21 protein-coding genes are annotated in these 23614 nt (G+C 49.8%); 6 read left to right on the top strand and 15 right to left on the bottom strand.

What is annotated here, in order from left to right:
• Positions 1–56: 56 nt before the first annotated feature.
• The 4 genes from MLAB_RS09400 to MLAB_RS04405 form a co-directional block, all read right to left on the bottom strand.
• On the bottom strand, positions 57–1397 hold the full coding sequence (locus MLAB_RS09400) for a restriction endonuclease subunit S (RefSeq protein WP_011833214.1): 1341 nt from the start codon (positions 1395–1397) through the stop codon (positions 57–59).
• Between the two features lie 4 nt (positions 1398–1401).
• Complete coding sequence (locus MLAB_RS04415) at positions 1402–3228, bottom strand: type I restriction-modification system subunit M (protein ID WP_011833213.1); 1827 nt, start codon at positions 3226–3228, stop codon at positions 1402–1404.
• A 399-nt stretch (positions 3229–3627) separates the two neighbouring features.
• The gene (locus MLAB_RS04410) at positions 3628–4344 is read right to left on the bottom strand and encodes an epoxyqueuosine reductase (protein ID WP_011833212.1); all 717 of its coding nucleotides are present in this window, start codon (positions 4342–4344) and stop codon (positions 3628–3630) included.
• Between the two features lie 4 nt (positions 4345–4348).
• Positions 4349–5512, bottom strand: coding sequence for a cofactor-independent phosphoglycerate mutase (locus tag MLAB_RS04405; RefSeq protein WP_011833211.1), 1164 nt, complete (start codon positions 5510–5512; stop codon positions 4349–4351).
• Between the two features lie 107 nt (positions 5513–5619).
• Between MLAB_RS04405 and MLAB_RS04400 the strand changes: the two genes are divergently transcribed.
• Entirely contained in the window at positions 5620–6495 is an 876-nt protein-coding gene (locus MLAB_RS04400) for a DUF368 domain-containing protein (protein WP_222702368.1), read from the top strand.
• A gap of 270 nt (positions 6496–6765) precedes the next feature.
• Here the strand turns inward: MLAB_RS04400 and MLAB_RS04395 are convergent, their stop codons facing one another.
• On the bottom strand, positions 6766–7692 hold the full coding sequence (locus tag MLAB_RS04395) for an NAD-dependent epimerase/dehydratase family protein (RefSeq protein ID WP_011833209.1): 927 nt from the start codon (positions 7690–7692) through the stop codon (positions 6766–6768).
• Between the two features lie 123 nt (positions 7693–7815).
• Between MLAB_RS04395 and MLAB_RS04390 the strand changes: the two genes are divergently transcribed.
• Positions 7816–8250, top strand: coding sequence for a hypothetical protein (locus MLAB_RS04390; RefSeq protein WP_048062027.1), 435 nt, complete (start codon positions 7816–7818; stop codon positions 8248–8250).
• 31 nt (positions 8251–8281) lie between these two features.
• Here the strand turns inward: MLAB_RS04390 and MLAB_RS04385 are convergent, their stop codons facing one another.
• The 7 genes from MLAB_RS04385 to MLAB_RS04355 form a co-directional block, all read right to left on the bottom strand.
• Positions 8282–8569: an OadG family protein gene (locus tag MLAB_RS04385; protein ID WP_011833207.1), complete on the bottom strand. Its 288-nt coding sequence runs from the start codon at positions 8567–8569 to the stop codon at positions 8282–8284.
• Between the two features lie 27 nt (positions 8570–8596).
• Positions 8597–9556 carry an asparagine synthase C-terminal domain-containing protein gene (locus tag MLAB_RS04380; RefSeq protein WP_011833206.1) on the bottom strand — a complete coding sequence of 320 codons (960 nt, stop codon included), beginning with the start codon at positions 9554–9556 and terminating at the stop codon, positions 8597–8599.
• Positions 9557–9757, bottom strand: coding sequence for a hypothetical protein (locus tag MLAB_RS04375; protein WP_048062026.1), 201 nt, complete (start codon positions 9755–9757; stop codon positions 9557–9559). It lies immediately after the preceding gene.
• 503 nt (positions 9758–10260) lie between these two features.
• On the bottom strand, positions 10261–11082 hold the full coding sequence (locus MLAB_RS04370) for a TatD family hydrolase (protein WP_011833204.1): 822 nt from the start codon (positions 11080–11082) through the stop codon (positions 10261–10263).
• The gene (locus MLAB_RS04365; protein WP_011833203.1) at positions 11082–11405 is read right to left on the bottom strand and encodes a dihydroneopterin aldolase family protein; all 324 of its coding nucleotides are present in this window, start codon (positions 11403–11405) and stop codon (positions 11082–11084) included. Before MLAB_RS04365 ends, MLAB_RS04370 begins: the two co-directional genes overlap by 1 nt.
• 5 nt (positions 11406–11410) lie before the next feature.
• A complete protein-coding gene (locus MLAB_RS04360) occupies positions 11411–13564 on the bottom strand; it encodes a minichromosome maintenance protein MCM (RefSeq protein WP_011833202.1) in 2154 nt (717 codons plus the stop codon).
• 416 nt (positions 13565–13980) lie between these two features.
• Positions 13981–14397, bottom strand: a complete 417-nt coding sequence (locus MLAB_RS04355; RefSeq protein ID WP_011833201.1) for a PaaI family thioesterase — start codon at positions 14395–14397, stop codon at positions 13981–13983.
• 89 nt (positions 14398–14486) lie between these two features.
• Here MLAB_RS04355 and MLAB_RS04350 point away from each other — a divergent pair, with 89 nt between their 5' ends.
• Positions 14487–15854, top strand: a complete 1368-nt coding sequence (locus MLAB_RS04350; RefSeq protein ID WP_011833200.1) for an aldehyde dehydrogenase family protein — start codon at positions 14487–14489, stop codon at positions 15852–15854.
• Positions 15855–16306: 452 nt separating this feature from the next.
• Here MLAB_RS04350 and MLAB_RS04345 read toward each other — a convergent pair whose 3' ends face one another.
• Both MLAB_RS04345 and MLAB_RS04340 read right to left on the bottom strand, forming a co-directional pair.
• Positions 16307–18031: a hypothetical protein gene (locus tag MLAB_RS04345; protein ID WP_011833199.1), complete on the bottom strand. Its 1725-nt coding sequence runs from the start codon at positions 18029–18031 to the stop codon at positions 16307–16309.
• Between the two features lie 697 nt (positions 18032–18728).
• A complete protein-coding gene (locus MLAB_RS04340) occupies positions 18729–19523 on the bottom strand; it encodes a TrmB family transcriptional regulator (RefSeq protein ID WP_011833198.1) in 795 nt (264 codons plus the stop codon).
• A gap of 245 nt (positions 19524–19768) precedes the next feature.
• Here MLAB_RS04340 and MLAB_RS04335 point away from each other — a divergent pair, with 245 nt between their 5' ends.
• Positions 19769–20545, top strand: coding sequence for an SDR family NAD(P)-dependent oxidoreductase (locus tag MLAB_RS04335; RefSeq protein WP_011833197.1), 777 nt, complete (start codon positions 19769–19771; stop codon positions 20543–20545).
• A 35-nt stretch (positions 20546–20580) separates the two neighbouring features.
• Here the strand turns inward: MLAB_RS04335 and MLAB_RS04330 are convergent, their stop codons facing one another.
• On the bottom strand, positions 20581–21336 hold the full coding sequence (locus tag MLAB_RS04330) for a winged helix-turn-helix domain-containing protein (RefSeq protein WP_011833196.1): 756 nt from the start codon (positions 21334–21336) through the stop codon (positions 20581–20583).
• 143 nt (positions 21337–21479) lie between these two features.
• Here MLAB_RS04330 and MLAB_RS09955 point away from each other — a divergent pair, with 143 nt between their 5' ends.
• Positions 21480–21881 carry an MTH865 family protein gene (locus MLAB_RS09955; RefSeq protein ID WP_245525983.1) on the top strand — a complete coding sequence of 134 codons (402 nt, stop codon included), beginning with the start codon at positions 21480–21482 and terminating at the stop codon, positions 21879–21881.
• 142 nt (positions 21882–22023) lie between these two features.
• Entirely contained in the window at positions 22024–23571 is a 1548-nt protein-coding gene (locus MLAB_RS04320; protein ID WP_342606842.1) for a serine hydrolase, read from the top strand.
• Positions 23572–23614: the final 43 nt, after the last annotated feature.

Here is a 23614-nt window from a genome sequence, read left to right as displayed (position 1 = left end):
AAAGTTATCAGTAATTCATAATATGTTGTTGTGAGAGATTATTGTTTGGGGTGATTTTATTCAGTATTCTCTTCTTCGGATGTTTCATCATCGAACTCGGCAACAATTTCTTCGTCCATTTCCTCAATCAATTCAGCTTCCGGAACTTCTTCAACGTGTATCCCGCGAACGTCGACTTTTCCTGTGACGCACTCGTAGATGAGGCTCTGATTATACGCGGTCAGCTTTTCGATAGCAAGCTCCCGTTTCTGGATCGTCGCGTCGATAGCAGAGCATTTTGCGTCGAGATACGAAACAATCTGTTGTTGTTCACCTATTTGACCAAATACAACTGGGAACTCTAATAACATTGGAAGTCTGACTGAGTCTACGGTAGACTTTGCACTTGCCTCCTCAATTTTTCTCCAGAAATTCTCTTTTAAATAATAATATATGTATTTTCCACATACATCCTTGAAATAATGGAGATTGTAGACTCTTTGATGATAGTCAAATTTGCCACTAACGTAATGGAATACTTTTCCAGCCCCAACCCCGTCTCCTGCCATTAACACTGCTTCTCCATCAAATGAATATGTGTCAATATGCTCAATTTTTGGAGAACGTACATAGAATGGATATAACCCATCATCATTTCGATTAATTGTGTCTTTGTCCCCAGTATTAATTGAGCATAAATACTTCAATTTTCTTTCTTCCCACCCCTCCGGTATCTCCCCGATCCACTCGACCCCGCTCTCCTTCATGGGAACGCCCGCACAGATCCCTTTCGTAACCGCCCTTGTAATTATTGCCTGCTTATACTCCTTCAGCAGCGCGATCTCTTTTTTCTTTGCAGAAATAAGGCGGTTGATTTTTGCGACTTTTGCATTGAGATAGCGGACGATTTGGTTTTGTTCGTCGGATGTTGGCAGATATATTTTCAGATTTTTCAAATCATTATATCGTAAATCCCATTGACCAACTCTTACACCATATGAAATACGATTGTAAAATATCTTGAAGTGAGATGACCGAAGAAGATAATGGAGGTATTTTCCAATTATATCTTGATCCACTTTACATACAATATATGCAGGACTGACTATGCCCTCATATTGTGAAATCCCAAGAGAACCTTGCCACATTTTCATTTTGTTCATTACAAGATAACCTGAATTGACATACTTGTAATTAGACAAATCTTGACTTTCAACATTATGATTATCGTCACGGGATGATTTTTTGATTACTCCAAACTCCCTGTAAACAGACAAAAGCTCCAAATCTTTTCTCTTTCCATTTCGTTCGTTAGACAGAGTTGTAATTGAATGAATTGGTCTTTGCTCCCATGTTTTTGGAACCTGAGGAATCCAATCATATCCAGTATCCATATACTCCTCATAACCTTTCAGCATCTTTTTAATCCCTCAGGATGTCTTCAAGCATACCATCAGATTCCTTTTCAAGAGCACGAATATCGGCAACTATCTCATCAAGAGAACGAAGTTCGACCGGCTTATAGAAATACTTTGTAAAACTCAGTTCGCATCCAGTTTCTGTCTTCTTATCGTCGACCCATGCATCCGGAGAATACGGCAGCACTTCATTTTTCATAAATGCCTCAATGCCTCCTTCATACACGTAAGGAACCATTTCAACGTCACGCAGATCTGCATCCGCCTTCGGGCTACCTTTCTTATCCTTCACCACATTTCCTGCTTCATCTACTTTCGGTCTTTCAACAGTGATGCTCCAGTAAAGGAACTCCTCGTTCCTGAAAATTTTTGAAAATTCGTTCTCTTTGAAGTCGATTAACAGTTTAACGATCTCGTTCTTCTGTTCAAATGAAACTTCGCAGTTTTTCTTACCAAGGTTCTTTCTAAGCGGGGTCTTGAATGATGTTGCATCGATCAGCTGAACTTTTCCACGGCGTGATTCAGATTTTTTATTCGAGAGGACCCAGATATATGTTGCAATACCTGTGTTGTAAAAGATGTTTTCAGGCAAAGCAATAATGGCTTCAACCAAGTCATTCTCAATAATATAACGCCTGAAATTACTCTCACCAGAACCGGCGTCCCCTGTAAACAAAGACGAACCATTATGGACCTCTGCAATACGGCTTCCAAGCTTCGTCTTACTCTTCATCTTGCTCACATTATTTGCAAGGAAAAGCATCTGACCATCGCTCACCCTAGGAATCAGAGAAAGCTCTTCGTTTTTGTGCAGAACAACAAAACGCGGGTCTGAAATATCTTTTTTACCGCCCATCTTTTCAGCGTCGGTCTTCCACGACTTACCATACGGGGGATTTGAGATCATAAAATCAAACTCGTGCCCTGCAAATCCATCGTTTGACAACGTCGAACCATAGAAAATATGTTCAGCCTGTTCGCCCTTACCCTTCAACAGCATATCTGACTTGCAGATCGCATACGTCTCAGGAACTGTTTCCTGACCAAACAAATGCACAGAGAACTTTTTATTGTATTTTATTGCCAGTTCATTCAGACGCTGCTCTCCAACCGTCAGCATACCGCCGGTACCACACGCATCATCATAAAGAAGATACGTGCCGTCCTCGATTTTATCAGCAATCGGCATGAACACCAAATCCGCCATCAGCTCAACAACATCACGCGGTGTAAAATGCTCTCCGGCCTCCTCGTTATTTTCTTCATTGAACTTTCTCAAAAGCTCCTCAAAAAGAGTCCCCATCATATGATTATCGAGACCCGGCATTCTCACTCCCCCCTGCTTATCCAGAATATCATTCATGCTCAGGTTGATTTCTGAACTCACAAACTTCTCAATGACAGCCCCTAAAATACCGGCTTCGATCATTGTATCGATCTGATTTCTGAATTTGAACTTATTCAGGATCTCCTGAATATTTGGAGAATATCCATCCAGATATGCAATAAAATCAGCCTTAAGCTGCTGAGGCTTTGCACGAGATGTCAGATCCTTCAAACAAAATGGTGAACTATTGTAAAATGCCTGACCCGAAGCAAGACAAAGAGCGTCAGATTGTGCCTTTATATTGGCTTTATCCAGCATCTTCTTCTGTGCTATAACCTTCTCCTTAGTTGGTTCAAGGACTGCATCTATGCGGCGGATGACCGTCATTGGAAGAATTACATCCCGGTATTTTCCGCGGGAGTAAACATCTCTTAGACAATCATCTGCAATATTCCAGATAAAACTCGCGATCTTTGAGACCTGTGCAGCATGTATTTGATTCATTTTTGGCTATCCCTAAATTATTCAATAGAAATCTCTGTAGTATTAATTGGGGTGTGGCAACTTATAAAAACCGCGAGGATTACTTTTTGTATCGCGAAGTATTGATATATTATACATTTTTACAGCAATCAATAAAAGGAGCCGCTGGGGCGGCGACAGGATTTGCCCGAACGGTCCCGATGAAGGGACGAGCAAGTCGAGGGCGGGCTGACCCGCAGGGGAGGCCTCAGCCGAGCAAGGCTTTGCCTTGCGAGAGACTTGCGAGAGTGAGGAGAAGCAAATCCGATTATCTCGCCCGAAGGGCGGATTTGCGCCGATTCGCGGTTGGTTTTTCTCTTGTGTCCACAACCAGCCATACCCTTCCCGAATTAAACTCGCCCCAACACCGCCCAAACCCTTTCAGAGAAACCCGCACGGGATATCCACGGCGCATTTCCCGCAGTCATTCGCCCCGTATCGCATCTCATTTTCCTGACACAGCGAAAAGCAGACCCACCGGTCAAACTTGTCCTCGGTCAATGCTCCCGTCGGGCAGTTTTTCACGCACTTCAAACACTTGCCGGTCAGCTTATACAAACACCGTTCTTCCGTTTCCGGCACATCCGGCGTGATAGGCAGATCCGTAACAAGCGAACCGAACCGGCCGCACGAACCGACCCGGGTGATCAGAAGATTGTTCAGACCGAATTTCCCGAGACCCGCGATCTCCGCGACGTGCCGCTGGGACCAGCAGCTCATCAGGGTCTGGTCGTCCAGATGTATAGCATTCTCCGAATATGCTGCCCGAAATCCGCGATCCTTCAGATAATCGATCAAAGCGGCATTCAGGTAAGCGATCAGCCGGTTCGTCTCGACATAACACTCGGTCCAACGCTTCGAGGCGTATCTCCCGGAAACATTCGAAAGGGCAACCTCCTTTTGAAACGGCAAAAAATAGGAAATGACGACCGTCGGATCGGAAAGGATCTCGGCCGGCATAAGATGTCCCGGCATCACGACGTTTTTCAGGGCCGGAAACATCGGGGAAGCGCAGTCGGCAAAACCGACCAGCGGTTTTCGTAAGTAGGAAGCGTCCTTCACATACGCTTCGATGAAGGCTGTGACCTCTTCCCGCATCCGCCTACTCCTTGAACACCATATCCAGGAGATCGACCGCCTGGATCAGTCCGTAGGAACCCTTCGCCTGCACCTCTTTTTCGGTGTAGACAGAGACTTCGTCCGGCTCGCCGAGTCCGCGGATCGCGAACGGGACCGGGTCGTTCGTGTGGGTCTTTTTCGCGATCGGGGTCGGGTGGTCGGGCATCAGCATAATGCAGCCGTCGAAGTTGTCGAGGATATACCCGATCGCCTTGTCCAGATTCTCGATCGCTTTGATCTTCTCTTCCAAGCTTCCGAGGTGTCCTGCCTCGTCGGTTGCCTCGACATGCATGTACACGAAGTCCGCATCGCCGTTCGCGGTCTCGACTGCCGCCTGTGCTTTTCCAAGGAAGTTCGTATCGAGATACCCGGTTGCTCCGGGGACCGTGACGACTTCCATGCCGGCGCATTTTGCAAGACCGAACAGCAGATCGACCGCAGAGATGACCGCTCCCTTCTTGTGATATTTTTCAGAGAAGGGCGGCATCGCGGGCTTCGACCCTCCGCTCCACGGCCAGATCGTCGTCGCCGGGTTTTTCCCTGCGGCGATACGCTGCTTATTTACCGGGTGGTTCTCGAAGGCATCGGAGGCCCGAACGATGAAGTTCATCAGACGCTCGGCATCCTCACCTTTCGGGAGATACTCATTGATGACCTCGCCGACGATGTCGTGGGGTGCGGTCGTATCTGATCCTTTGCCGTTTGGAAGCATCATGACATTTCGGTAGGAGACGCCGGAGTACCAGCCTGCTTCTGGAATCTTCTCTTTGAGCGTCTCGAAAAGCTGTGCTCCCTCAATACTTGTGATATGGCCGGCGGCGAAATCCTTCATCTTCCCATTCTCGACCGTGACCAGATTGCACCGGTAGGCAAGGTCGCCCTCTTTAAAGGGAATCCCCATGCTGAGCGCTTCGATCGCTCCGCGGCCTGTATAGTATTTCATCGGATCATAGCCGAGGATCGACATATTGGCGACATCGGATCCCGGGGACAGCGAGTCGTCCACCGTTTTCAGCATGCCGCATCTTCCTTCGCGGGCGATCCTGTCCATATTGGGTTTATTTGCCGCTTCGAGCGGGGTCTTGCCCCCAAGCTCTGCAAGAGGCTCGTCTGCTGCACCGTCAGCCAGAATTAGAATATATTTCATGGGAATCTCTCTTATATATCTGGGCGTTCGCGGAATAAATTACTTGGTTGCGACACAGAAAGAACGAACGATAATTATGGAAGGCACGTCCAATACATATGATAAGTATGGATATCATCAGAGGAGCGTGCATGGCGGTCGCCGACAGCGTGCCGGGAGTTTCCGGCGGGACGATCGCATTTTTACTTGGATTTTATGATAAATTCATCTCCTCGGTGGATGATCTGCTGACCGGGACGATGGCGGAAAAAAAGGCGGCGCTTCCTTTCCTGCTGAAACTTGCCGTCGGCTGGGCCGCTGCGTTTCTCATTTGCGCCGTGATCCTCGCAAATCTTTTCGATACGTATGTGTATGAAATAAGTTCGCTTTTCATCGGTCTGACCGTCTGCGCCGTTCCAATCGTGGTGATGGAGGAAAAAGAGGTCCTGAAGAAACACTATCTGCACAGTATCTTTGCGGTGATCGGCGTGGCGGCGGTTCCTCTTCTGATGTACTTCAATCCGGTGACCCGGGAAAGTTCGGTCGATCTGACCCAGATTTCTCCCCAGCTCGGTCTGTTTCTTTTCATTGCCGCGGTGCTTTCGATCTCGGTGATGGTTCTTCCAGGGATCTCAGGCTCGACGATGCTTCTGATCATGGGGCTGTATGTCCCGTTGATCTCGGCAGTGAGCGCAGTCGTTCATCTCCAGTTCCAGTATGTGCCGATGCTGATCGTTTTCGGTCTTGGGATGATCACGGGGCTCGTTTTTATCGCGAAACTTCTGCGGCACTGTCTGGAAAAATACCGGTCTCAGACGATCTATCTGAGTATCGGGCTTCTGATCGGCTCGCTGTATGCGATCGTTCTGGGCGCGACCACGCTGGATGTGCCAAGACCTGCAATGAGTTTTGAAACGTTCAGCATTCTGTTCTTCTTACTTGGAGCGGCGATCCTTGCCGGACTGCAGTTTATGAAGAAGAGAGCAGAGAAGAAATCGGCGTAAAAACCGACACTGACTTTTTTGGTCAAAATACTTTTTTGATAATGAGGAATCACACGTTGTAATCTATCTCTCTTTTTCGGGGTGCGGGGACGCGACTTCGGCGCGGAGCGTCCCGCGGTGGATATATCCTTGGGCTTTGTATTCGGAAAAGGTATTTTTTTGTTAGAGTATATGACAAATTTCGCTTGAAATAAATTAGATAATGAATAGTTGGAAAGTATATTCAAAAATAGGATGGATTGAATAGAATTTTCTGAGTATTTTTATTCTTCACTCAGCAATCGTGGCCCGGATCGCACGCCGGACGCTCTCTTCGGAAGTGATCTCCGGGTCCCAGCCGAGCGACTTCATTTTGTCGACGCCGAGTCTCATCAGGGGAACATCTCCGACCCACCCTCTGTCGCCGCCGGTGAAGTTGAACTTCACATTTTCCAATCCCATCTCCTCGACGATCAGTTCTGCGATCCTTTTCACGTTCACCCAGTCTTCCGATCCGATATTGAAGAAGTTGAAGGTGTCGTTCGAGACCTCGGGTGCGAAGATCATCGCCTTCACGCAGTTTTCAACGGCAAGATAGGATTTGCTCTGCCGCCCGTCGCCGAGGATCTCCAGCTCCTTAGGGTTCGCTCTGAGTTTCTGGACGAAGTCATAGATGATCCCGTGCGTACTGCGGGCGCCGACGATGTTTGCAAACCGGTAGACCCAGGCCTTCCAGCCGTAGGTCGCAGCATACGAAGAGATCATCGCTTCGCAGGCAAGTTTGCTTGCCCCGTAGATCGAGATCGGGATCATGGGAGAGTAGGTCTCGGGCGTCGGGATCACCGAAGCTTCGCCGTACACGGTGGAAGTCGACGTGAAAACGATCTCTTTCACGCCGTGCTCCTTCATCGCTTCGAGGACCCGGATAGTTGCCGTCACGTTGTTCTCATACACCTCAAAGGATTTGCGTGCGGAGCCGCGGACATCCGGATCGGCCGCGATGTGATATACTCTGTCGGCGCCGGCGAAATGCTTCTGCCAGCCGTCTTCAAGCAAGTCGGCCTGAACGAAGGTTATCTCTGCAAGATTCTTTTCGATATTGGCCATTCTTCCGGCAACCATCGAGTCGATCACAATGACCTGATGATGGTTTTCAACAAGGAGATCCACCAAATGCGAGCCGATGAATCCCGCTCCTCCGGTGACAATACAAATCATGCGTTCCTATTGGTTTTTTTGCATGATAAGGGAAGCGGAATACCCATTCGTACCTGATATTTCGCGGAATCGAAAGTGTCTGTAAGAGAATGTTTATAGTTAATTAACTCCAATTCCGTGACAGTGGCAACGTTCCTTGATGTCTTTTGGGACTATTTTTCCGGAAAGACCCTTCCTGCTCCGACACTGATAGGTTTTGCTTTAGGTTTGGCCATCGCGATTCTTTTGACCATCATCGTAAGTATGTTCATCCTCAATACCTACAGCGGCGGCGCATATATCATAAAAATCGTAGGACTGACCGCAAGCTCCGATGATCAGCAGATCGAACTCGAGCTCGTAAGCGGCAAGGATATGGCAGGTCTTGTACTGCTGGACGTTTATATCAACGGAATTAAGGCCGAACCGGTCAATCTGCCGGAAACCTACAGTCCGGGAATCAGAATCACCTATAAAATTCCTCCAAATATAGGCGATACGATATACTCGGTGATAGTTGTCGGGACGTTTAAAGACGGCGTCGTCGCCGACCTGTATAACTCCACAACGGCAGGGTAAGGGGTTCCACCCTCATCTCAAATTTCCAGGATCACTTCTCTTTTATTTTGCGAAACGTCCCGTCAGCGGCATACTCTGCGAGGGATCCGTCCTCCATCTGATACACCTGGCCGACGATGAATACGGGCTGTCCCTCCTCGGAGGGAGCGGATTCGTTTTCCTTTCGTGGCACCTCAGGAGCGGGCTGCTTGTTAGAAGCAGGTTTTTTGGCGAATCTCTGTTCCAGTTTTGTAAACACGATGACGAGGATGAGACAGATAAGGATGAAGCCGATTATACCTGCGAGGCCGGTCAGTTCAAATCCGGATATATCAGTCATTTCTTATTGATATTGGACCGGGCCAACTTATAGCTTATCCGGGACGAGTTTTTGAATCAGTTCCCGGCATCCTTTGCATCCTTCCGATTTTGCGATTTTTGCTAACGCCGAGGAGATGCCGCTTCCATACTGCATGGCTTTTTTTGGTCTCCAGGCGATCTCTTCCGGGAGATGTTTGGCGGCAACACTTCGAATGGCGATCTTTCGAAGGTCGCCCTTTACCAGTTCTTCGGGGCTGAACGTCCGGGATGCACGAACGACCCGCTCGTCCATAAAGGGCAGGGAATACCAGACGCCGAAATGCGAGGCAACCGCCGCGTCCCTTTCCCTTTGCTGGACAAGGCCGGCAAAGTCGGCTTCAAGATCGGCACGAAGATCGGAGGATCTGCCGTATCGTGCGTATCCGCCGAAGAGTTCATCGGCTGCCTGACCGGTAAGTATCCTTTTTGCCCCGGTCTCTTTTGCGAGAGCGGCGATGAAGTATCCGGTGATCCCGATCTCGACGTCGAGCGGTGTGACCCGCGGGATGATTTCAAGAACGTCGTCGAGTGCCGCCCGAATATCGTCGATACCAATCTCTTTTACGGTGATCGGGAGGTCGAGGATCTCGGCAGTCTGTTGTGCGGCGATAAGATCATGCGAACCGGAAAGCCCTACCGCGATGCAGGGGAGTCCGGCAAGGGCAGCGACGAGGGATGAGTCCACGCCGCCTGAAAGCGTGGTCACGGCGTCATCGGATGCCCGGAGCGAAACGGCCGTTTGGATCGCTTCATCGAGGGACATGCCGGAAACTATTGGTTCGGCGGTGATGACCGGCTTCCCTTTTGGGTTCCCGGGCATGATGTGGTATTTGTCGCGGATGAAGCAATCATCCGTCTCCAGAAGAAACTCGCCGCCGCATGCCGAGAGTCTGGATACAGAAAAGATTTCGATCTCGGCACGGTCGAGCAGCCGGCCGTTCTCTTCCATCCAGCCGGTAAGCTGCATTCAGTACCCCCTCTGGAGGTTTTCAAACTCTTCGGCGATGCAGTCTCTCATCATCTTCTCGAGAGCTTTCATATCGATCTGCGGCGTGCTTTTTTCCTCAATGAGTTTCTGCATCATCCGGATCCCTTCGCTGATGTCTTTGGCATATCTGCCGGTGATCTCGATTGCATCCTCTGAGACGCGTACGACTTTCGTTGCCATGCTGTATCTAATATTCGAAGCCTGATGATTTATATGTAACATTTTGTAACCATCTGTTCGCAAGTATGTTACAAAATGTAATTGTGGTGAAAAATAGCGTTACGATTTGTAACATTATAAATAAACAGCATTCAGAAAAGAGAAAATGATACGTAACGTGGAGATTGGGTGTTACCCTCCCCCCAATGGGCTGGCTCACCCGCAAATGTTTCTATCCATCCGTTATAAGTTTTGAATTTATCGCCTTCTTTTCAGGCGCGGTTATCGCAATCAAACAACAAATGAAGGGGCATCATTGCTTTTTGATCGCCGCGGGATTTCTCCGGGCGTAAACCTTAATGGCATAACTCAAGAGCACATGCCAAACATTTTATCTCCAATTGACTAATAGACCCGCATCTACATAATACTATTTGTTGTGAACAAAATTCAAAATTATTCTCAAACAATATAAGACATACCGCGAAAATAAAGAAAAATAATATCGAATTATCTTCTAACTATCAAATATCGAAATAGACGCCGTATATCCGTTTCGGCACCGAGCCGTGAACACGCCACATATCCTCGGGATTTACTGCGCCTTCCTGAAGAAGTTTCTGCATCCTGCGAGGGACCGACCGAGGTCCGTTCACCGCACCCGGCCTTGATAGATCATCCATATAATCACTCTCGAGCGTGAACTCCCGTTTTTCCGCAAACCACTGATTCAAAAACGGCTCTCTGACCGTGATCGATGGATGAAGCGGCGTCTCGCAGGTCGCAAAATGCTTCACGACCCGGGACGGATCCATCCCGCAGGATTTTGCGAGATCCGGCACGTCCTCGCACGGGCCGGACTCGGCATGGATCTGCAGAGAACAGCCAAGCTCGCCCGACAGCGTAAGGGCTCTTTCAAGAACACGGTTTGACGCTTCCCAGACATCGGGCGTCACCGGATAATGCGGCCGGCCGGACTTCAGCCCGATACATTTGCCCTCGCGGACATACTCGGCGGCGACATCCAGCGCCCCGCACATCAGCTCCTCGGCAGCCGAAAGTCCGAGCCTCTCTGAAAGCCGCCCGATCTCGGCCGGGTGGACGCCCGCGACCGGATAACAGACGCATCCGAGTTCGTTCACCATCGCCGAAACCGTCAGCAGCTCGTCGAAGACCTCACGGTAGTCATCGGGCGTGACCGGCGTAACACCGCACGACCAGGAGGGGAGCGAAACGAGCACTATGTGCGTCCCGCCGGAACGCATGAACTCTTTCACGACCGACGGGCCGACGCCCGTTCTCCGGTTGATATGAAAATGATCGTCGAGGATCGGAAATTTTTCCATTACTCGATGATCTTCATCAGCGGATAGCCGTTCTCGAACTTCAGGCTTGCACGGCAGACCGCGTCGCCGTACTTCGTTTCGATAACGGCATCGTACATCGCCCCGGTAAGTTCCGAGTAGCCGAACGGATTTTCATTCATTAAGGATTTGTCCAGCCGGACCGTGATCTTCGTCACATACGGCTGAAGAGAGACCGCACTTTCGATTGCGGCCTCAACGATCTCTGCGGTCGAACGTGAGATGGGCGTTCCCACGAACTGATGGTAGAGCGCCCCGAGTTTGATTGCCGCTTCGAACACGGCGTTTTCTCTGTCTGTTGCCATTTATATTACCTCATGGGTGCGGTGAATTTGATCAGGCCGTTCCTCGGCTGGAACACTTCCCCGTCCATCCTCATTCTTTCGAGAATGTGTTCCACCTCATCCCTCTTATAATGATACTTGTTCTCCATCGTCTCCATGATCTGATCGACCTTCGCGACCCGGTCGTCGCTTGCCTGGATCAGCGTCTCGATCGTCTCTTTGAGTTCGCGGCGGATCGCACGGCCCGATCTGGATGTTCCGGTGGTGATCTTGTCGATATCAAGAGAGCCGGTCTTCGCATCGTAAGCCACCTGTCTCAGACAGGCATCCACGATCTTGACCACGCGTTCCGCATCCTCCTGCTCCACCTCGTCGGCCAGCCGGACCCGGGCGCTCGCTTCTGCGAGACGGACGAGTGCCTCCAGCTGACGGGCGGTGATCGGGACCGGTTTGTCGGAGTTTTCGTAGGCGACGCTTCGAAGGCTCTGATAATACTGGACGAGAACTTCCTTCGCCTCGTCTTTTAAAAGCGGGAAGCAGTTTCGTTTTGCGTAGGCCAGATATTTTCGAAGCATCGCGGCGTCGATCTCCGGCGTGACCGGAGCAAGTTCGCGCTGGAAGTACTCGTCGTCCGCTCCCGGGATCGGGTACTTCTTGTGCCGCATGATCTTCTCACCGGCCGAGTGGGCCTTTAAGATGTGCCGGGCGATGTTGAGATCCCTTGTAGCGTCCGGTTGATCCTTCATGATGAAGATCAGATCGAAACGGGAGAGAAGGGACGGCGGCATGTTGATCTGTTCGGAGATGTTGGCATACTCGTCGAATCTGCCGAGCTTTGGGTTGGCCGCGCCGAGCAGGGAACAGCGGGTCCTTAGCGTAGCATTGATGCCGGCCTTCGCGATCGAAACGGACTGCTGCTCCATTGCTTCGTGCAGAGAGGAGCGGTCGTCTTTCTGCATTTTGTCCATTTCGTCCACCGCGGCGATACCTTTGTCCGCGAGAACGAGTGCTCCGGCTTCAAGCGTCCAGCGGCCGTCTCCAAGATCATCTTTCACGGCGGCTGCCGTCAGACCTGCCGAGGATGCGGATTTTCCGGAGGTGTAGATCCCACGCGGAGCGAGTTTGATGACGTAGCGAAGCAGCTGGGATTTTGCAATACCCGGGTCACCAACGAGGAGGATATGGATATCGCCTCGAAGACTGGATCCGTCCGGCATTTCCTTTGGGATCCCGCCGAACATCTGGAGAGCGATGGCTTCCTTGACCTCGTCGTTTCCGTAGATGGTCGGGGCGATCGATCTGGCGATCTTCCCGTATACGCCGGGGTCGGCGGCCATATCTTTGATCGTGACCTCATCCTCTTCGGAGATGTTGACCTCTTCGAACTCTTTTATGGAGATCTCGATCGAGTTGCATTCGATGTAGAGGTCGAAGACGGTGCTTTTCTGACCGCCGACGACTCTTTGCACGCTTCGAAGGATTCCGTTCACGATAACGCGGTCGCCCGGCGAGACTTTGCCGCAGAGATCGTCGATCGTGTCGATGTCGATGTTCTGGGGCTGCTCGCCGCCGCGAAGTCCTTCGGGCGTCTCCTGGACACGGAGTTTCTGCGAGTCGATGAAGGTCGATTTGCTCTGCACGAGTTCGAGCTTTTTCAGCGTACACTCGGCATGCCCACACATGTCCGGCTCGGAGTAGGAGCCGTACTCCTGTTTTTTGTAGGTGATGTGCCCGTTCACGCACCGGAACGCTCCGGTGACGAGCCGGGGGCGGACCTCGGTGACCCGGCGCACGATCCCGTCGATGCTGATGAATTTATTGATGTCGTCTGCCCGGATGTCCCTGATCTGGGTCTTTCGCGGGAGGCGGACGAACCGTATATTGACTTTCCCGATTATGGTGTCGGAGATGTCGTTTCCTTCGACATCTTTGCCGGTGATGAGGCGCGACGTCCTAATCGCGTCTTTGACGTCCTCGAGGGTTTTTCCCGGGTGTTCGAGGAGTTCGTCGGCGAGAACGACACCGATCTTTCCGTATTTTTCCAGAACGCCGTAGTCTATTTCCAGGGAACGTTCGCTTGGGTATTCACGGGATATTTTATTGAGTTCGCTTTTGTATTTCTTTTTCAGAAACCCGGTCCACTCTTCGACCCGGTCTACGACTTCCAGTTCAACAGCCATGCTCCTCCATAATCGTTATACTTTGGCGTGAGGTGATATGAATCTGTCATTTTTTCTAGGAAGGAGGGATAGGGCCACGTGGTGATGGATGAGAAAGAACCAACCGCGAATAAGGGCTGAGATTCGGAAAGGGTAAGGTTGGGTGGGGAGACAAGAGATTATTTTACCGCAAATCTCCGCGAATCCTCGCGAATCGCATTTTCCTTACGTTCGGGTGCTATGCTCCGGCTTATCGCCTGCGCAGGAATCGCACCCTCACTTGAAAAATGCTATCGGAAAAACCCGCGTGCGGGTTTTTCTGTTGAGGTATCATTCATTTTATTTTGATTTGGGGTGCGGGGACGCGACTCCGGCGCGGAGCGTCCCGCGGTGGAGATATCCTATTTCTGCGTCCCAAAACCATTTCAGGTAGTTCGTCAGCACTGCGTGACCAGATACGAGGCCGTGGTTTTTGAAAGGAGATCGCCTTCGACGCTGCCGCGTCTGACTTCCGCTTCGGCAAAGACGATCCGTCTTCCTTTCTGGATGATTTTTGCGACGGCGAAGATCTCGTCATCTTTCGTGCCGCGGATAAATTCCGTCGTTTCGGAGATGGTCGTGGTGCCGGATCCGGGATCGAGCTCTGCTAATACGGCCAAAGCGATCGCCTCGTCGGCGAGGATGACGTAAAACCCTCCCTGCAGGAATCCAACACCGTTGTGCATTTTATCCGAGGCTTTCATCTTGAGAACTGCCTGCCCGTTCCCCCATGAGACCGGGGTGATCCCAAGGGTCATGAACGTCGGGTTGGCAGCGGCACCTATCGATGCGATCTTTTCAGCGTATTCGTGCATGTGAATAGATTCTCTTTCCGCGAAAAAGAGATTTCCGATTTTCTGCTTCGACGGACAGGTCTAAATAGGCTACGGAATAATACTCCAGCATGCAATCATCTCTCGACGTGAGAAATCCTGCCACGAATGAAGTCATCGGCACAATACCAAACGCCGCGCCCGATGATGTGGACAATTTTGTGAATGCGGCCGCCGATATCCTGCCGACCTGGGAGAAGACGGCAGCATCAAAGCGTGCCGTGATGTTTGTGAACGCCGCGTCTTTGATGCGGGCACGGGTGGAGGAACTTGCCGTTCTGCTGACGACCGAACAGGGAAAACCGCTTCGGGAAGCACGTGACGAGATCCTCGGGTCCGCCCATGTATTCGAGTATTATGCCTCGGTCTCGGGGAGTATCCCGGGTGATGCCCGTAATCTTCCGGGATACGGCTATCTGAACGTTGTTCGAAAACCGCTCGGGGTCTGCGCCGCGATCATTCCCTGGAACATGCCGGTGATGATCTTTGCGTGGAAAGCAGGAGCCGCACTTGCCTGCGGGAACGCGGTTCTTGCAAAGCCGTCGAAGACTGCGTCTCTGACGATCTTAAAGATCGCCGAGGCCCTGTACGAAGGAGGCTTTCCCAAAGAAGCCCTGCAGATCGTGACGGGATCCGGCGGAGAGGCCGGCGCCGCGCTCGTCTCGCACCCGGATGTCCGTCACATCTCGTTTACCGGATCGGTCGTTTCTGGAAAGGCGGTTTCGCTTCTGGCCGCCCCGCATCTGAAAAAACTGACGCTGGAGCTTGGCGGGAACGACAGTTTCATCGTGACGAAGACGGCCGACATCGACGCCGCGGTGAAAGCGGCGGTCAGAAACCGGTTCTACAACTGCGGCCAGGTCTGCACGTCTGCCAAGCGGATCTTGGTCGACGCATCGCTTGCCGATGAGTTCGTGCACAAAGCCGAGGTTATGCTTTCGGGCTACGTTGTTGGAAACGGTCTTGAAAAAGTGAATATGGGACCGGTGAACAATCCCGATCAGCTGGCCCAGATAGAAGCGTCGGTGGAAAACATCCTCGCTAATGGCGACGCTCAGCTGGTTTACGGCGGGAAGAGACTGGAGATACCCGGCAACTTCTACGCGCCGACCCTGCTGAAAAACGTGAGTCCGCTCGCGGTCTCGGAGGAGATCTTCGGACCGGTGATGTCGGTGATCCCGTTCAATACTCCCGACGAGGCGCTCGATATCGCAAACTCCACCCAGTATGGCCTGGGGTCTTCGGTCTGGACCACCGATATAGGAACGGCCCGTACGTTTGCCGAGTCGCTGAAGTGCGGGGTCGTCTGGGTGAACAAGCATCTGACGCTTCCACCGGAGATGCCGTTTGGCGGGGTGGGGAACTCAGGATTCGGACGGGAAAACGGACGGGACTTCGTGTATGAGTACACGGAGCCGAAGAGTATTCTGTTTGGGTGAAGCGGGGTGAGCCGATAGGCTCGCCCTCAGCTGAGCAAGTTTTCGAAGGAAACTTGCGACTGCGGGTTGGCGACGAAGTCGACGACCTCAGCTGAGGCGGGGATCTTTAGATCCCTTAGCCGAGCAAGGCTTTGCCTTGCGATTCGGCGCGGAGCGTCCCACGTCGGGATGTCTTTTTATTTGATTCGGAAGAGGTTTTTTCTCTTTTTTGCGGAAGTGCACGTTGGTTTCATGTACGGGATTGTTGTGGGTGCATGAGAAAAACCAACCGCGAATCGGCGCGAATCTGAGCCCTACGGGCTCCCAGAATCGGATTTGCTGTTCCTCACTCTCGCAAGCCTGCTTTGCAGTCTTGCTCCTCCCTCATCGGGAACGTTCGGGCAAATCCTGTCGCCGCCCCGGCGGCTCCCATAAGAATCAGTTAGCATCCTTACCAAACAATATGATGATTTTTATATTTTTTTATCATTATATTTCAGAATATAGTCTAATTTATCTCTAGCCTTACTTTTCCAATTTTGATCCCAGTATATCTTTTCAGATAATACATCATACTCACCTATAACCACATCACCTCGAGAATGCTTCTTTTTTAATTTATTGTAATTGGCAACTTCCGTCTCAGATAATTCATCAAAAAAGAAGAAATGTCCCATTTTATTACCAACGTTAGGTTGCCAATTTTTCATTTTATTAACCAGATTTTTCATCTCTCCATCAAGATCAGTTGTCTTCGCTGAAACCTTGCATTCCCCAAAGATTACGGTATCATCATTACGCACATAGGTTACATCAATTTCATGTTTATTTTGAGCAATATTCCAATCTAAGTTCTTTGAAGTGTCGGGATTGCGAGATAAATCATAATATGTCAGCAATTCCATTATCAATCCCCTTGCAGAATGAAGTACATCTTGTGTTCTTTGAAGCTTGTTTTGGATTTCACGTACTTTCTGATTTGCTCGCTCTATTTCTTTATCTTGGCGTTTAATGACCGTAACCGAATGTCCATTTTGGGTTGCAGCATCAATTCCCATAACATAATCTTCAAATTTCTCTTTTTTAACCTCAAATGAAACAACATTAAGATATTCCTTATATCGTTGAATATCGTTATCAATCAACTGATGATAATGACCACTTGTTCCCGAATAATCAGTATCAGTATCAAAAAATACAATCCAACCAGAATAATCCATTGCGAAGCCATACCCTTCCATCAGAATTGCATAACTATAATTATAACCCGCAAAACATTGATGTTTGAAAATGCGAATCTGAATTGGTTCTGAAATTTCCCTTTCCTTTTGTTTAGTAACTGCTCCTGTCAACAATGTCCTGAGAGCGATCATTCCAGAGAAAGGGCCAGCTGAAGCATCAAGAAAACCCACCTCATACCAAAGAAAAATTTGGTCTAGTTGTTCTTTTAATGATTTTTTAGGTAGTTTTATTGATTTGTCAAATATAGTTGAAAGTGACTTTTTTGAAAGTTTCTTATCATTTTTGAATGAAGAAATATACCAGATATTTTCATGGATTTTATCAAGATTGATAAATATTTGTTTATATAAATAGTCAAAAATATGATTGATTTCATTCCAATTATCAATATTATGTAAATAGTTCAAAGATTCTGTATCCAGTAAATTTGGAGATAGTTGATCTATCAGATATTCCAGAGAATAACAGTAACCTCGAATAAGAGTGTCCTTCGCCCCATACTCATCTGATTTTATGTATTCCTCCCATTCAGGAGTTTCCTCTCTTATTACATCCTTCTCATTAGCGGAACGTAATGGAGTTGATGCCTCAGCGTATGGAATCCCACGACCCACAATATTTGAAAAATACAGCCATACAGTTCCTTCAATTAAATATGAATATAACTCGTTTTTAGGATTAGGAAGATTTGAATAGGCATTTTCTTTGAGATGATTGGCAAAGATATCCAGAACATTACGCTTTAAGTCGTTGAGTGGATGTCGGGATTTTGAAAAGTTTTTTGATGAATTGATCTTTGTAACATTGTCCTTCAGGATATAAAGTAAACGTCCTTTTTCACAGTTGAGATCCATTTTCTCAGGAGGAATTCCATAGAACACAGCGCGGTCAAAAGCAATATCAGATGTTAATCCAAATGTTTCGTCATCATGAATTCCTCTAGCAAACAGCCCCACAATTAAATCAATGCAGTATGAATAACCGGGAAAGAGTTCGTGTATATTGATATCCGGATATTATTTCTCTATCCAAGAAGTAAATGCTCGGGCATCAGAAAGAATATCATAACAACCAATTGCTCCATATACTTTATTCACTCCGAGTGTGCCCAATTCTGACTTTGAATCATTTTTTATTGTACCCATAATATGTATTGTGTTGTTTAAGCAAGAGAAATAGATTTACGTTGATTGAGAACATAATAAAGAAAAGTATGAGCCGCTGGGGCGGCGAAAGGATTTGCCCGAACGTTCCCGATGAGGGGGGAGCAAGACAGCGTAGCTGGATTGCGAGAGTGAGGAATAGCAAATCCGATTCGCTCGCCCGAAGGGCGGATTCGCGCCGATTCGCGGTTGGTTTTTCTAATGCTTCCACACCCTCCCATACACCATCCCGAATCTCACACCCAACCCCCCTATACCTCCACCCCCTGCCCCCCCTTTTCGTGCATTTCGTTGATTTTCGAAAATTTCGTGTGGGGGCGGGTTGGCGACGAAGTCGACGACCTCAGCCGAGCAAGTCGATAGACTTGCGAGGGATGGGGGAGAGCACTACATCTTTCCCACCGTATTTTATTCTTTATATTTTCGTGTTTTCGTGGGCTTTTTTGTGAAGTTCGTGTGATGGGCGGGTTGGAACGAAAAGCTGCCGAACTCACTCTTCCGGATCGATCCGTTCGATATTTTGAAGAATACTCTGCGCCACAAACACCGAAACATTGTTCACAAGACCAAGACAGATCATCTGACCCTTATGTTCAAGAATCGCGATCGTGCCCTGACGATCGTGATAGAACTGTGCAAGGACGGGGAGCCGCTGTTTTTTGGAGGAGACCGGCATCTCCATCGTCGTCATAGGGATCCCGCGTTTGACCATATAGCATTTTATCGGAGAGAACTTTGCCATTTTCTTATCTTTAACGACGACATACACCGGGATCCGTTTTGCGGCTTCCTTAATATCATCGGCATACCTTTGCAGGATCCGCTCATCGAAACAGAGAATCAAAACTTCCTTGCAGGAACGTCTGAGTTCCATCCGGATCTGCGTGTCGATCGCAAGATCGGTCTGGAATTCATGCACGCCGACGATTTTTCCTCCCAGGGGATAGCAGACATCCTGAAGTTCGTTGAGACAGTCGGTCATATGTTCCAGATTTGCCAGCGTATCCTTCACCAGACGAATCGAGACCTTTTCCACCGGCTCGGCAGTATAATAGACCGGTTTCTCCCATGAACGTGAAATGAAGCCTTTCTGCTCGAGAGCCGTTAAAACATCGTACACTCTGCCGCGGGGAACACCGCTGAACTGATGGATCTCATAAGCGGTCAGAATCCCGCGGCTGAAAATAGTCACATAGATTTTGGCTTCATACTCCCGCATCCCGCAGGAGATCAATCTCTGCTGGATCGACAGAAGGGGATCTTCAGACATACCAGCGTCCGTCATACCTGCCTATCTCTTTCATTATATCTCATAAACACACTGTTTCGAGATAAAGTTTCTGAATTCGCTTCAGGGCCCCCGGTGCCGGTCCGCAAAATTGCGTTTTTCCTGCCGCTGTTTTGTATTTCAGGCCCGTATTCTCCGGAAAAATCCCCATGTGATTCTACATGGAAAAACGCTGTGTATTCCGGTTTTTCAGTGGCATTTTCTTTATTATTCCAAACGGGTAAGTATCAGCTTGACAGAAAATGATTAACTATTGTGATTTGACAGGAAAAGTGGCGGTCGTCGCCGGAGCTTCCAGCGGTCTTGGCGCCGACGCGGCAAGAGCATACGCAGAAGCCGGAGCAAAAGTCGCCATGCTTGCACGCAGAACAGACAAACTCGAAGCAGTCGCAAAAGAAATCGCCGAAAAAGGCGGGGACGTTTTCACCTATCCGTGCGATGTAACGAACGAACAGAGCGTGAAAGAGGCGGTTGATGCGATCGTCAAACATTACGGAACGATCCACATCCTCTTCAACAACGCCGGAATCGCCCAGCGCGGAACCGTCGAGACCCTCACCGTAGAAGAATGGGACAGATCGATGGACACGAACGTCAAAGGCATCTACCTCATGAGCAAGTATGTCGTGCCGCACATGAAAGCCCAGAATTACGGTAAGATCGTCAACACCGCCTCGATTAATGCGATCATCGGCGACAAAGGAGACATGTTCGTCCGCCATGTCTACAACACGTCGAAGGCCGCCGTGCTTGGTCTGACCATGGGTATGGCAACCTCCTATGGACAAAACAACATCACGGTCAATGCGGTCGGTCCAGGTCTCTTCGAATCCGAGATGACGGAAGGCACATTATTCAAATCATCCGAGTTCCTCGCGCAGTACAGCAGAGTCTGCCCGCTGAACCGCCCGGCAAAACGCGGCGAACTGAACGGAACGATCCTCTACTTCTCAAGCGACATGTCAAGCTACGTCACCGGCCAGTTTGTGGTCGTGGCAGGCGGAACCGAGCTCGTATAAATCCAAAAAAATATTTTTTCCTTTTTTTGAACGCATTAGGCGTGATGGGTCTCGCGGTAGAGCGCCGAAACGGCGTTCAGCGCTTTGAATCCCTTATCCGTGATCACGTAATCCCCACGGTCATGACTCTGCAGGATCATGCCGGATTCGGTGAGTTTTTTGATATGAAACAGCAGGTTCCCGCCGCGAAGCCCGGTCAGGCCGGAGAGATCAGAAAATGTCCGCGTTTGTACCGCAAGCGATTTCAAAATCTGGAAACGCAGGACGTTTGCGATCGGCTCCAAGAGTTCACTGACCGCCGTTTCCTCCGGGATATCGGTAATGCTCTCCTGTTCCCGGCTGCTGTCTTCATAAATGCCGAGAGACTGCATGAGATCGACCTGCTTTTCAAAAAGCCGGTAGACCTGCGAAAAACATGTGTCGCACCGGTCGAAAGGACCCGCTTCCCGCATGTTTTTCAACTGGTCACGATAGGACTGAATGATCTCTTCAGAAACACGGCCGTCTTTGATATGCTGTGAGGTGTTCTGCAGGAACTCCAGAAAAACGCCGTAGCATTTGTCCCGCATCCCGCAGTCTGCGACCATATTCGAAGAAAGCTCGGATTTTGCCGTTTCCACCTGATCGTTTGCGAAAAGACCGGCATAATTCTGTTTGAGATCGGTAAGGGCGTTTTGGACATGCTGCTGGTTCGCATGCTCGATAAAGCGCTTCAGATCCATACGCAGCCCGGTGACCTCCTTTTTCAGTTCTCGGATCTCCGTCAGTGATGAACTCAGTGTTGTTGCCATGATCCCTCCTTTGCTGATTGATATATTGGTAATGCAGAATCATTAACCCGCAGGGTCATAATTCTGTATCAAACAGTGTTATATATTCTAATGACGATTTTGTATATAAATATAACAAGACAATAGGTATCCGGTGAAACAAGATGCCAACATGGAGTTACACAGGTAAAGACGTCTCGCAGACAAAGGCAGAAGAGTCCCTCAAAGCAATCAAGGGAGCATGCTTCGGATGCGAAACCCACAGCGCCGACTGCCCGATCGCAAAAGCCGCGGGAGAGGTTGCCGGCATGCCCGGATTTGTTCCCCTTACCGTAAAAGAGCAGATCCATGCCCAGATCAGCGGGGCACTCGCGGGAGCATCGTTTCCGATCGACACCCCAGCCGCTCTCATCGTCGCGTTTCCAGACGGTGCAGACACGACCTGTCAGGTCGGCGATCTGAAGATGACCGCAGGCGAAGCAGGCACCCTTCTAACGAGCGCAGATTTCCCGTTCACGAGCGCGAAATCGGTCGCCGACGTTATCGTCGAGCGGGCCGGCCTCTAAGAAAACAGAACATCCATTCGATCCCTTCGGTATCCTGCCGAACCGGATCCGCTTTTTTATTTTTCCCATTCACCCGATCCGGCAAAAATACCGCAATACAGATATATTGTGAAGATGGAAGTTACTTTACTTATCAGAGGGGATTATCATTATTTTTAAACCGGTTACAGCACTAATTCTCGGATTATTCTGTATAATCCTGGTATCGGGATGCATTACGGCGGCCTATGACCAGACGCCGGCGGCAGGAGATCTCGATAAAACGATTCCTGAGTTCGATCTCTACACAGAAGAACTCTTCAACAAAAGCGGCATCCCGGGCATGGCGGTCGCGATTATTCAAAACGATACGGTCGTCTACGAAAAATGCTTCGGCGTGATCAATCTCACGACGCAGGAGCCGGTAAATGCCGATACGCGGTTCCAGCTCGCCTCCATCTCGAAGTCCTTTACGACCGCGACGATTGCGTCGATGGTCGGGACCGGCGATCTTGCATGGGATGATTCGGCCGTGGAAATCAATCCTGACCTTCAGTTTTCGGATCCATGGATCACGGAACATGTGACCATTCGCGATCTTCTTTCGCACCGGACGGGACTTCCCGAGTATGCCGGCGACGAGCTGGCCGAGTTCGGATACAACCGTTCGGAAACCCTCTTTAAACTCAGATATCTTGCACTGACGGGCGCGTTCCGCTCGAGTTACGCCTACTCGAATCTCGGGATCACTGCAGCCGCCGAAACTGCGGCGATAAAAGCCGGAATTCCTTGGGATGAACTGATTTCTGAGAGGATCTTCATCCCGGCAGGTATGACGAACTCGAGTGCGGTCTTTTCCGACTTTGCCGAGGCCGAGAACCATGCCGACACCTATGTCGTGACGAACGGCGTTGCGGAACAAACCGCAGTTCTGTTCAACGATGATGCGAACAGTCCGGCCGGGGGAGTCAGTTCGACGCTGAACGATATGATCAGATATCTCCGCCTGCAGTTGAACGACGGAAATCTCGACGGCGTGCAGGTGATCGATGCCTCTGCGCTGAGCGAGACCCACAAAGCCCAGAACATCCTGCTCTCCGACTATACCACCATCTCGGCATACGGTCTTGGATGGGACGTGGTATCTGCGGACGGCAGGGTCAGGGTCGAACACGGCGGCGACTTTACGAGTGGTGTCTCCACGCTGATCACCCTCTACCCGGCAGAAGGGATGGGCATCGTTGTTTTAACGAACGGCTTTCCTGGAGGGCATGTCCTGAAAAAAGCCGTTGTGCGGGGCTGGGAAGATATGTACTTCACGGGTTCCGTGCAGAATGACTGGTACGCGGAGATCGAGGAGGAGATCAATGCAGCCATGGAGCCGGGATCTTCGGTGCTGAGTCCATATTCAACGCTTCCAGAGGCTCCGGAAAATGCGTCATCGCCCCGGGATCTGGTAAACTACTGCGGATCGTATTATCAGGATTATTACGGTACGATAACGGTCGAAGAGGGAGACAGCGGCCTTAATCTGTATCTCGGACCGGCCGAAATGCAGTACGTCCTTACGCCGTATGACGGGGATGCCTTTTACGAGCCGACGACCGGCACCGGTGTCTACTTCACCTTCGATAGTGACGAGAACGTGCAGAGCGTGAATATTACGATGCTTGATCTTCCGGGAAGGACGGGCGTGTTTACGCTGATTTAGACCGGGGCAATCTTTTTTTCAAGAGGCAACGATACCTTCAACA

It is taken from the genome of Methanocorpusculum labreanum Z, assembly GCF_000015765.1.
In the GTDB taxonomy this organism is placed as follows: Archaea; Halobacteriota; Methanomicrobia; order Methanomicrobiales; family Methanocorpusculaceae; genus Methanocorpusculum; species Methanocorpusculum labreanum.
The sequence above is the reverse complement of the archived record's forward strand: the minus strand, read 5'-3'. Positions and strand labels throughout refer to the sequence as shown.